Below are 12,453 nucleotides of genomic sequence, written 5' to 3'. Positions count from 1 at the left end.
GGCCTGCTGCGGGTAAAAGGAGACAGAGAACCATTAGTAAACTAGCGCATAGGTTAGATTTAGGGCCCGAAAATCTCAAACTTGAATTGTTTTTTTCGGGACAAACAGATATTGTTTTTTAAGATGCTCTCTTAGTTCTCCAACTTACATATTTAAACCCCCTATAGTTGTATTTACAATTTCGGGAACAAATCATCCATATCAAAATCGTTATAATCATTACCCCTTACATATGGCAAGAAGTTACCATTGCGTCATCTTACCGCTCATTTTTAGGGTAAGCTACAAATCTTTCAACAATACGTTACGCTGCGATTTTAACCTGAGCTCCTTAAATTGTTCCATCACTGTTTTTACCTTAATAAGACTCTCTGTTTCTTCAAAGTGAAGATCTTCGCTACCATAAGTCTCAAGCATTTCCAGCACTGTAGACACCTTTAATTTATTTATATCTAAAGCAGGCTGATAGGCAGTTACGGCCCTGGAGTCGTTGTTCACCTCAACAAGCACTTCACATTTAATTAGGGTAAATATTACTTCATTGATTAAACGGATAGGTATTTTCAGTTCCTTCGACAATTCGAGTGGGGTCATCGGTTTCTCGCCATTTTCGAATCGCTTAATAATACTATAGGTCAATTGCAAAGCAACTACCCTTTTGTACTCCACACTAACGTTTTTTGTATCTGCCTCAAACTCGAAACTGCTTACATTTTGCATGGCAAAGGATAACTCTGCCCCAAACATCACAATGAGCCAACTCATTTGCATCCAAAACAGAAACAATGGCAAGGCGGCAAAACTGCCATAAAAAGCATTATATCTTGATACTCCTACCATAAAATGAATAAAGTAATATTGAAGCACTTGAAAAAGTACTCCAGCCACCACCCCTCCAACCAAAGCTGAAAGAAAATTTACTTTAGTATTTGGCATGATAAGTATAAGCATGGTAAACACTATACATATCAATACATAAGGTAAGATAGATGAAATAATCTTTCCCACATAGCTTAAGGCCGCGTAATCATTAAATTTTCCTGAAACAAACACGATCATACTACTGCTGGATACTAAAAAAAGCAAGGCCACAATCATGAGGGCGATATAATCGGAAAATTTACGGGCAAAATTACGCGATCGTTTTACTTCCCAAATTTCGTTGAAACTTTGTTCGATATTCCCTAACATCTGCATTATCGACCAAAGCAATATCACTAATCCAATACCGATAATTATTCCGCTTTTGGCACTGGTCATATAAATATCAACCATTCGCAAGATATACTCCAGCACTTCCTGTTGTCCTGCCATTCTTTTTGCCAATTCGTTTTCTAACGTCTTATTGAATCCAAAACCCAGTGCAATACCATATAACATGGCCACCATTGGCACCACCGACATCAAAGAATAAAACGTTAAGGCCGAGGCCTTTTGCTGACACTTATCGTAAATAAAACCCTTTACGGCCAGGTACAGGATCCTGAGAATATTTACGATGATTAGGTGAGGTCGGGAAAGTTCAACTTTCTGAATCCTCCACATATCCTCCGTCAGGTAATTTATCAGCTTTGAGAGATATTCCTTCATATTGCTTTTTGTAAAGATTTATGGCGTTAAAATAGGAATAATAGCAATGATTAAGAAGAAAAAATAGCAAGTCGATAAGCCGGGTTCTGTCGCTCATTAAAGAACGGTCTATCATTTGTCTACGATTATGATCACTCATAATCTTTAGCAACCTACCCCTCACGACTGCTGAAGCACCAAGACGGGCCGCCCTGTATCTAACGAAATCGTGATATATTTGGTCTTGCAATCCTTGAGTTGCACGGCTACCTGTGTTGCCACAAGCACCGGTGAGCTCTTACCTCACCTTCTCACCCTTATCAGTCAAAAGCCTGACGGTTATTTTCTGCTGCATTACTATACCCTTGCGGATATCTTCCGGTTAGGAAGCAAGGTACCCTGCATTGCCCGGACTTTCCTCCTCAATAACCTGAACGATCCAATGAATCATCAGTTTATTGCGGCGATAGACTGACTTGCTATTGCTGCAAAAGTAATAAAAAATAGCTAACGATGGTTAACATTTATCTTTTTGCCTATGATTATTAGCCGCACACCGCCCATATTAATCTATGGTTTCTAACTGCAAACTACGGACTACAGCTAACCGGCTATACCCTACTCAATTTGATACGGTAAATACGCATCTAATTCTGTTACAAAGGCTTTGGGGTAACCCTTTGCTTTTATGTCATTCAACTCTGACATAGCGTCTTCGTAGGTATAATCTCCTATGGTATAGCGATAAACCCTATCTTTCAAATAAAATTCTTTGACATTCTCGATTCCTTTAAAGTAGTTTAGATAAACAGGAAACCTAAAAGCGCTTAATTGAATAGTGTATCGTTTATTGGGGTCAGGGACAAATCCGGAGCGTGCAGCTCCTCCTATATTGTATTTAGCTGTATTCACCACAAAAGCCTGTGCATAGCCTAAATCCTTATAATAAATCACCTCGTTTTTGGCTGCCTGATAGTTCGTGTAACTACCCACGGTGTATCGTACAAATCTGTCGGCACATCTAAATTCCCTGGCTTGTTCAATATTTTTAAAGAACTCCGGTTCCCCGGCAGGATGTTTTAATGCAATAATCTGGACTGCCCAATCATCAGACGCAGGTAATGTATTAACACTTACAATCTTTTTGGAAGTCCGCAGACTACCTAACTTATCTTTTCCTGTTTGTGCATTTATCCCTGAAAGGCAAACAATCAATAAAAAGGATAAAATATATTTAGTCATGATCTCTTTCTTTTTTAAATTATTTTTTAACCTTCCAAACTACTACTTCAATTCTTTTATTTTCCTGTTGTTCTTTTTCGTTACAAAGAACACCCCTTTTGCATTTATTTACAATATATCTTTCTCCATAACCTCTTGGAATTGTTGATTCACCATCAACCCCTTTGGTTTGCAGAAGGCTTTCTACTTTTTCACCCATTTTTTGGGTTTTCATTAGGTTATCTAACTTACTTCCCCTGGCATCGGAATGTGTATTTAATTTGACCACAATTTGCGGATTATTTTGAAGGTAAGTGGCCAATCTGTCTAAAGTTTTTTTACTTTCTTCGAGTAATTCGTTTCCGTTGTAATACAAAATCATTCCGCTTATGTCATCCAACACGTTATCGTTGAACACTGGCGTCATTGAAATGCCTTTATCATTGATATCGCCGATTTCCATAATATTTACAATCATTCGTTTGGCGTTAAATTCCCCATCTTTTGAAAACACCAGTTCAAACTCCTGACCTTCTTTTTTATACTTATCCGGAATTACGATGTTTAAGTTGCCGTTTGCATCAGACACACCGGTAGCAATAACTATTCCGGTAACATCATCAATAATTTCCACTGTAACGCCCGCTGCAATTTCGTTGTTAAAAGTGGACTTTATTTTTGCTGCCAATGCTGTCGGAAACATGGAAAGACCCTCCACGGTTTCCTTAACTTCCGGTTTCTCTTCCGGCAAAGCTGTTATGTCTATTACATCGTTTACCTTTACCTCTTCAACAATAGTTTTCTCCTCATTTGGTTCTTCTTTCTTTACTATTTCCACGTAAAAGATGTCATCATTAGCTCCCCTTCGGTTACTCGATAAGAAACCTCGTTGCGGATTTTTAGGATTGATGGTATATGAGAAATCATCTTTGGGTGAGTTGAAGGGTTGCAACAGGTTTTGCGGATTGGTCCACTTGCCATTCTTAAATTCCGCCTTATAAATATCCAGACCGCCATATCCCATATGTCCGTCCGAAGAAAAGTAAAACTTATTATCTTTACTAAACGATGGAAACTGTTCGTCACCAAAGGTATTAATTTCTTCCCCAATATTATTCATCTTGCCATACATGCCTCCGCGCAGCCTTTCAACCCGGTAAATATCTTTGCCACCTTCACCACCTTTTCTGTTCGATACAAAATATAAAAACTTGTCATCGGGCGACACGGCAGGCATGGCACAATCGTAATCGTCACTATTGAAAGGCAGTTCTACAGATTTGCCCCAGTCGTCGCCATCATGCATCACCTTAAATATTTTTAACCGGGTATCGTTTTTTACCCTTACCGATAGCGTATAATACATGGTGTTGTAATCGGAAGTAAACGAGATAGCTCCAATATGATATTGAAACTGCAGTTTTTCCGACAACAACTGCCCATCCTGGATTTCATTATCCACCAAATCGGAATAATACAGGTCCAGGAAAACCTTACCTGTTTTATCCACTTTACTGCTACCTTCATCCTGAGGTGCGGAAGAATATACCACTCCATCTTTGTAATAAACAGTACCAAACGACTGGCCTCCCGTATAAACAGCAGAAGGTATAACACGTATATTCTGATCGACCTGGTTATGCTGTAACGCCCATTTACAGGATTCAATCAGATCGTTGATTTCTTCAACGTTAACGTCCACTGCTTCCGTTTTTGCTCTTTCGTAAATGGGCAAAGCCATTTCGTAACCGCCCACGGTTTTATGCAAGGTCTTTGCATAAGTCAACAGGTCTTGCCCCGAGAGGTCGCTCTCCACCTCATTAAAACTGCTAAAAGCATTATCAATATCGTTCAGCTGAAAGTAACAATTGGCTATTTTTTTGGTTACATCTTTACCTATATTTTCACCTTGCTCTTTGGCCTTGTTATATGACATTAATGCGAGGTAATACTCACCTTTTTTGTAAAGTTTATCTCCTTTGGAAATATTTTTACCTTGCGCATTTAATGCCTGCATACCGGCAAGAAACACCAGGAAAAAAATTATGTAACGGGCAACATTCTTCATGATAAAAGATATTAGTTGTGTGATCCGGACCAAGGTCCTTCAATCAGTTCCCAAATCGGAACAAGGGTTAAGATTTAATATTATTGTTCAATATCGAACATTTATTTCATTTGCAAATTTAAGGTCTCCTCCGACTAAAATCAATTAAAAGTACCTAATCGAACGCATTCCGGCCCTTCGGTTAAAGGTAAAGTCGAATTGAAGACTTATTTCGTGCGATCCGTACTTTGCGTATGTGTTCAGGGTATTCAGCGAATAATCGAACGAATAACGCACCGTGAACTGACGATTAATGATATACTCGGTCAGGAAAACCACTTCGGATATAGACCGATAGGAAACCCCTAACCAAACCGCATCAGCTAACAGCACATTGGCCGACACATCAAATTGCAACGGAGCACCATACACCTCGCGAAACAGCAGCGTTGGCTTTACCTTTATATCGTTCCAATCGAACACATAACCACCATACAGATACATATGCATGTTTTTAAAGTCCAGCGTGTTTTTATACACATCGTTATCCTCATCGAAATTGTTGGTAAACATTTTGGGAATTGAAAATCCAGCAAAATAATTCTCTCCGTAAAAATAGGAGCCGAAACCAACGTTGAGACCAATCTTCGATTCTTTTCCATAAAACAAGGGATCGCCAAATTGTTCTGTTATTGCTTTATTACCGTCGTAAACATGGGAGCTTACACCTAATTGCAAACCAAAAGAAACAAACTTTCGTCTGTCTACCATTAGTTTATACGATGCTGATGCAAAAGCATCAAAGTTATTGGAAAAACCAACGGCATCATTTGTGATACTTAATCCGACCCCCAAATTGGTATCTTCAATGGGTCCGTGCACGTTTAACGCCTGGTTCATGGGAGCACCTTCGAATCCCACCCATTGGCTGCGGTGAATAAGTAAGCCACTGATTACATCGCGCGTACCATTATAAGCCGGGTTTAGCAAGCCCTGATTGGCAATATAGTGGTTAAATTGAACCATATCCTGTCCATAGGCAAAACCCGCCACCAGAACCAGCACCACGCTGATGATTATTCTTTTAAATTGCATATATATCATGGTCAGTTTTATTATTCTATGATTACATTCAATACGATGAAACCACTATCTTCTTAACTCAATATATCCGTTATATTCTTTCGTTTGGATAGCATCCCCAATATTAACTTCTACCTTGAACACATAGAAATAGGTACCATTAGGTAAATCGCTACCAATGGAAACCATGTTCGATGTGGTTGAGGTACCATCCCACCATTCATTATCTTCACCATAAGTAATTCCTTTAGATCGATATACCAGGCTTCCCCATCGGTTAAAGACTTCCAATGAAGATTTTTCCGCGGAAACACCATTTTTATTGATACCTACAATTTTAAAATACTCGTTGTATGAATCTCCATTTGGAGAGAAAGCATTGGGAATCAAAAAGTTTTCATCATCATCCAATTCCTTGTTTCCAACATAGAAGTATGCCGTGGCAATATCAGAGCGATATGCATAATCTCTGTTACTGATCATATACCTTACAGAATCCAGTCCATAGAAACTAGGTAACTTTTCATAAGTTAATGCACCTGTAACCGAATCAATTCGGGCAACCCCTATCGTTGTAACAAGCTCACCCTTTTCATCCAGAATTAAATTATTAAGTGAATCAACAAAACCTTCCAGCAACGTAAACCTTAAGTTACCTTCATCGCCCGACTCTCCTAATATATCAATCACCTCATTAGTTATATCATTGGCCCCTAATAAGTCGCCTCCCGTTAGCACGCCTTTTTCGATACTTATCGTATCGTTTCTGGCAATTAAAGGAGAATCATAGAAGTTGATACCTTCTGTTACCCATACATTACACCCTGTAACCGGATTGCTGGCCATTACTTTATATATACCTCCTGTAAGAATTTCTTCGTCGTCAAAAATAATGGAATTCCCGTCTCCGTTTCGCACAGAACTGTATGGAGTACTCGTATCCAGTCCTTTATATAGCTGATATTCAATACCCTCTTCACTGCCGTCCATTACCACATAATCACCTACATAACAATCTTCATTGTCGGGGCTGGTACACGAAAGCATATAGGTAGCATCCGGCAACTCAAGTTGAACGATATCAATATCGACCGATGCATTTACCGAACAACCTGTAGTAAATAGAGTAGCTTTAACAGAGTAACTTCCGACTCCATATTTATTGTTAAAAAATTCCTTATTACCCGAACCGCTAATAAAATCAACGGTTTTACCTGTTAAATTGTCAATTAACTGATAACCTACTTCATCCTGCGTAAGTTCCACACCAATAGAAATACTGTCAGTTCCGGCACAATATTCAATTACTCCTTCAGTACCGTCCAATTCAGTAAAAACTACGAAGTCGGATGGGGATTCGCTATAAGTTACCGAAGCAGTTCCCATAGACTTATCACATACTGTTCCTGCAATGGCAAATACTTCGTAAATAACCCTACCCGCAACCGTCTCGTTTATACTCCAGCTGATTGGTTCGCCTGCAGCACTTGAAATAGTATCATTTACCGGAATACCATCCGCCTCGATTCTGTAGCTACGTCCAGTTTCCGAATCTTCAATAGACATTAGGGTTCCTGTGGCTCCGCAGACACTGGCGTCATCTACTACCACACTATGCGATGTAGGATCTGTTTCCTCTACTATGATAATTTCCTCATTGTTGTTGGTTTGTGCAATACAAGCATCACCACCTCTTGATTTCCAGATGGAGTATGTACCGGCAGTCAATAAATCAGGGAAGCTCAAAATTTGTGGCACACTGATATCGGTATTCGTACCAATTACTTCGCTCATTATATGATTACTGGCATCCCTTACCTGATAAGTAACGTCAAGCTCGTTGTTTGCCAATTGCAGTTCAACGCCAGTGCTTCCTGAACAATACTTATTGGTTGTCAAAGGTACAATGACCTGATCCGCCGGAGCACTTACTTCTACAACGGTAACACTACCATTCATATTGGAAGTACAACCTTTGTCGCTTATCGCCATAAAACTATACGTACCCTCTTTGTTCACTTTGTATTTAAGCGAATCCGCATCTGATCTACCCGGGATAGAGGTCTCGATACTTAACACCCCACTTCCATCATCCAATTGTAATCTGTAGGTAAAATCAGCCTCTGATTGAACAACACCTAACATAGCACCATCCATTAGCAAGTCGCATGTTTGACCCGAACCGAACATTGAATAAGCCACTGGCAATGGGTTTACATTCAGTTGAACCCGGTTGGTCATTTCCATATCACAAATTCCATTGACACCCATCACATAATATTCGCCCTCTTCAATGGCTTCGCCAAACTCAATGGCGCCATCTGTTCCTGCAACAGATTGCATTGGTGACAGATCACCCTCCTTCCATAATTCGTAATCGACACCTATCTCGGTATCTGCCAGTCCAAATATCACGCCCGGATCACCGTTACAAATCGCACCGGAACCGGTAACTAATTGTTTGGCAATCACTCCTGGCACATTTACAAGTACAACCGGTGCTGATGAATAAATACTACAACCATCCTTAATGGCCTGAACTGTATATGCGGCATCATTCGTGTCTACTACTCTTTCAAATCCTATGTCGGTTCCATCCGCCGACACAATATTAGGTATACCAACGGCCGGATAATAATCAACCCCCACCTGCTTAACAAGCGCGTAAGTAACTCCAGCCTCGGGACTTTCAACATATAATGAATCCCCGTTATCGCAACCTGTTCCTGCTTCCGCTAACTTAAGTGTCACATCCACCGGCAAAGGTTTTTCGGTTATGCTGAATGGCCCATTGTTCATGACACTGGAACATGAAGTAATACCGTCTGTTCTTCTGGCAAGAATGATATAATCACCTGTAGCGCTAATGGTAAAGTCTAATCTACTATTATTCCCATTTTGCCATGATCCCTGAGCTCCAGAAGTTGTTTCTTCCCAGGTATATTCAACATCAGCTTCAGAATTAAGTATATAAATGGTTGTTGATTCACCCTGGCAATAAGCGTCCACATCGTTAAACGCATCATAGGCCGTAGGTAAAGCATCAACGACTACTTCAATGGAGTTGGCCATCGGAGTTGTACATCCCACCAACGGTACCACCGCTTCTACGGTATAAGTTCCTTCGGTAGTAAACGGACCGCTAAATGTTAACGGTGCAGCAGGAGTGGAACCTCCTGTAACTGTTTCCATTACTAGTCCATCGCGAAGCAGACTGTATTCTACTCCATCTTCTTGCCCGTCCACACTAATATTTACGCCAATATCATCGGCACAGTAATGTCCGTTTGTATTGTCAATTAAATTATCCGTAATAATGTTTAAGCTTGCAGGCAAATCAACAATTGATACATCTGCCTGACCGTTCATTGGAAACTGACAACCGGAAGCTGACTCCACACGTACAGTGTAAGTTCCTTCTGTGGCTACTGTTCCGAACGAGATAGCTGCACCGTCGGCACCTGGAACCAAAATTCCGGTTTCTGCGCCATCCAGATACAACTTATAGTTAACAGTATTATCCAGCGATCCATCCAGTTGCAATTCCACTCCTGTACCACCTGCACAATAACGTCCATCGGAGAGATCTGAAGGATCAGCAGGACTTACAACTTCAAGATTAAAAGCCACATCTGAACCATCGCTCAAAATCTCAAATGAACCGTTCATGGTTTGGGTACATCCAGAAATATTATCCTCGGCCTCAATAGTATACATACCCACAACTAAATTACCTGTAAATGAGATAGCCGAGCCTGTTCCTGTTTGCTGTGCGGCTTCTACTCCATTGATCAACAATCTATAAATAAAGTCTGTTTGTGAACCAGATAATTCCACATCGTGACCGGCACCTTCATTACATCCTGTTACCGAGCTTGAACTTGGTGATGTTAAATTAAATACGGTTGGTAATGGATGATTAGTAATAGTTAACCTATTACCATTGTTCATCTCCACTCTTTCCGTTGGAACGGCAGAATAATAAGCCTCTACCCTGTACTCATCGGTACCCGGAACATTGTCCCATTGAACTGCCACAGGAGCCAATACATTGAACATAATAGAGCCACCTACCTGAGCGTCATCGGACGATCTCCATAATTCATACGTAATATCGTGTTGAGGATCCTCAACATATATACTTACACCACCATCACCATTACAATAATCTGTGGCTGTGGTTGATATAGCTTTGGGTAAGATTCCGTCCAATACGGTAACTGTTGTATTTACCGAAGAAGAACAATCGAATCCGTTGTAAACATATACTGAAACAACATCACCGTTGGCCAATAAGTCGGTACTGAAAACAGCAGTTTCGCTTTTTACTTGTACAACTGTTCCATTTACAAAAAACTCATACTCAGTGCCCCCAGCAGCTGTAAAAGACAACATGGTACCACTGATCACTGTGTTTGATGGGCTAACATTCAGTGTGGGTACTGGTAATGGATTAACGGTTGCCGTGATTTCAGCTGTGTTCGACCCGCACGAAGAGGTACTAAAGCTTACTCTGGCAGCAACTTTTTCGCCATCATTTAATGTGGTTGTTATAAATTGGTTATTGCCATCCGGTCCCTGAACTGAGGTACCATCTATAAACCATTCAAACACATCGCCTCCACTAGCGGTAAAGGTAATTTCATCTCCGGCACAAATAATATTATCAGCATCAGAACTACCGATGCTTACTACAGGGATTGGATTCACTGTCATTAGTATTCCGGCATGCGATGCCGAACAGCCAATTGCATTGGTTACTTCAACAGTAACATTATCATTATCGGCAAGTGTTGTTGTTTTATATTCTGCTTCTGCTCCTGGCCCCTGTATGCTTATTCCGTTTACAAAAAACTCATAAGACACTCCGCCTGTTGCAGTAAAAGTCACTTCTTCTAATTCGCATATAGTTGTTTTATCGGCAGTTAAACCAGCTACCGGTAGGCTGATGGTAATATCAACCGGTGTACTTAATACACTACAATTATTGCCGTCAAATACTTCTGCCTCTACTGAAAAATCAACCGTAGAAGAATGTGTAAATGTATTGCTCCCTTGAACACCCTGTGCTACACCATCAATGTAAAACTGATATTGGAATGGACCAGTACCGCCGGGAGTTGTTGTAAACGTAACCACTTCGTTTTGACATACTGTTGTTTTGTCCGCTGCCAAATCTGACGTTGGTAATGGATGAACACTGATGGTGGTAGAAGTGGAGTTTCCAAAACAGGTTCCTGCATAAGCAATTACCGAAATTTTATCTCCATCATTTAAGGTATTAATATCTAATGTGTTCAATGCACCATCTTGTAAGGTTTCTGTTCCGTTACGCATAAACACATATCGACTAAAGGTACCTGGTGTTGCTAAAAACTGAATAGTTTCTCCTGAACATATTGTTGCACCTCCCGGGCTCGTAATTGTTAATGTTGGCACAGGATTACTAACAACTTTCATTGTAATGCTTCCCGAAGTATGCGAACATCCGTTAACCACATCGTTAACCACCACGTAAATTTCATCACCATCTTCTAATGTTGATGTAGTATACGTCACTGTTGATCCGTTTTGTTTCGAGGTATCTGATCCCCCTCTAACCAAATGAAAATCATAAGTGTATGTTCCGGACCCTTCTGAACCAGCAGCGTTAAAAGTCACCGCTGTTCCTGCACAGATAGTCGTTATTCCCGGAGTAGGTGCACTTACGCTAATGGCCGCAGAAACTTCATTAACAACAACATCAGTAGTTGTTGCAGATTTACAACCATTTACATCTGTAACTGTCAGGGTAAATGATCCAGCTTCGGCCAGTGATACCGGACTGATAACCAGGTTTTGTCCTAAACCGGTAAAACTATTCGGTCCAACCCAATCATAAGTTACCATTCCGTTAGGTCCACCGGATAAGCTAACATCACCACCTGCACAAACAGGCCCATCATTCCCAGCGGTTACAATGGGTAACGAATGGATGACAACAGCTAATGTTGATTCATCACTTGTACAACCGGAGTTATCTTCAACGGTTACTCCATATAAACCCGCATCACCTGCTGCTGCCGGATCAATATTTAAAGTTGATGAATTTTCCCCTGCTATAATAATTCCACCTTTGGTCCAGACGTAATTTACATAATTACCGCTCCCTCCTGAAGGTGTAGCGGTAATAACTAAACTCGTGTTTAAACAAACCGGATTGTTATAAGCCAAACTTACGGTTGGTTTTTCGTTAACATCCATTGCTTCAACAGTAGTTCCGTCACTTGAACAGCCATTGTTGTCGGTAACCGTAATAAAGTAATCACCTGCATTAACTGAAGCGGCATTTGTAATTACTACATTTTGTGTACTGGCTGTAAAACTGTTAGGCCCGCTCCAACCAAATGTGGTATATGTTCCCGACCCTCCGCTTGGTGTTGAGCCCAGGTTGATATCCGACCCCTGGCAAACGGGACTGTTGCTGTTGGCGGTTATGCTTGGGTTAGAATTTACAACCACTTCGGTTGATACGCTTTGCTCGCAGGTGTTTC

At 40.6% G+C, this 12,453-nt stretch carries 5 protein-coding genes and 1 other RNA gene; all 6 read right to left on the bottom strand.

Annotation, left to right across the window (positions count from 1 at the left end):
- Positions 1–282: 282 nt before the first annotated feature.
- The 6 genes from ACT29I_RS18975 to ACT29I_RS18950 all read right to left on the bottom strand — a co-directional run bounded on the left by ACT29I_RS18975 (position 283) and on the right by ACT29I_RS18950 (position 12,421).
- Positions 283–1,590 (bottom strand): YihY/virulence factor BrkB family protein, encoded by a 1,308-nt coding sequence (locus ACT29I_RS18975; protein ID WP_430931413.1) that lies wholly within the window; start codon positions 1,588–1,590, stop codon positions 283–285.
- Positions 1,591–1,649: 59 nt separating this feature from the next.
- An RNA gene (gene rnpB / locus ACT29I_RS18970) (RNase P RNA component class A) lies at positions 1,650–2,052 on the bottom strand.
- Between the two features lie 135 nt (positions 2,053–2,187).
- Positions 2,188–2,811 carry an SPOR domain-containing protein gene (locus ACT29I_RS18965; RefSeq protein WP_444794144.1) on the bottom strand — a complete coding sequence of 208 codons (624 nt, stop codon included), beginning with the start codon at positions 2,809–2,811 and terminating at the stop codon, positions 2,188–2,190.
- A gap of 19 nt (positions 2,812–2,830) precedes the next feature.
- Positions 2,831–4,858 carry an OmpA family protein gene (locus ACT29I_RS18960; protein ID WP_430931411.1) on the bottom strand — a complete coding sequence of 676 codons (2,028 nt, stop codon included), beginning with the start codon at positions 4,856–4,858 and terminating at the stop codon, positions 2,831–2,833.
- A 144-nt stretch (positions 4,859–5,002) separates the two neighbouring features.
- Positions 5,003–5,941, bottom strand: coding sequence for a PorP/SprF family type IX secretion system membrane protein (locus ACT29I_RS18955; protein ID WP_430931410.1), 939 nt, complete (start codon positions 5,939–5,941; stop codon positions 5,003–5,005).
- Positions 5,942–5,986: 45 nt separating this feature from the next.
- A complete protein-coding gene (locus ACT29I_RS18950; protein ID WP_444794143.1) occupies positions 5,987–12,421 on the bottom strand; it encodes a T9SS type B sorting domain-containing protein in 6,435 nt (2,144 codons plus the stop codon).
- Positions 12,422–12,453: the final 32 nt, after the last annotated feature.

Origin of the sequence: Saccharicrinis sp. GN24d3, from assembly GCF_052400645.1 — a bacterium.
Taxonomy (GTDB): Bacteria; Bacteroidota; Bacteroidia; order Bacteroidales; family Marinilabiliaceae; genus Saccharicrinis.
This window is presented reverse-complemented; position numbering and strand designations above follow the sequence as displayed.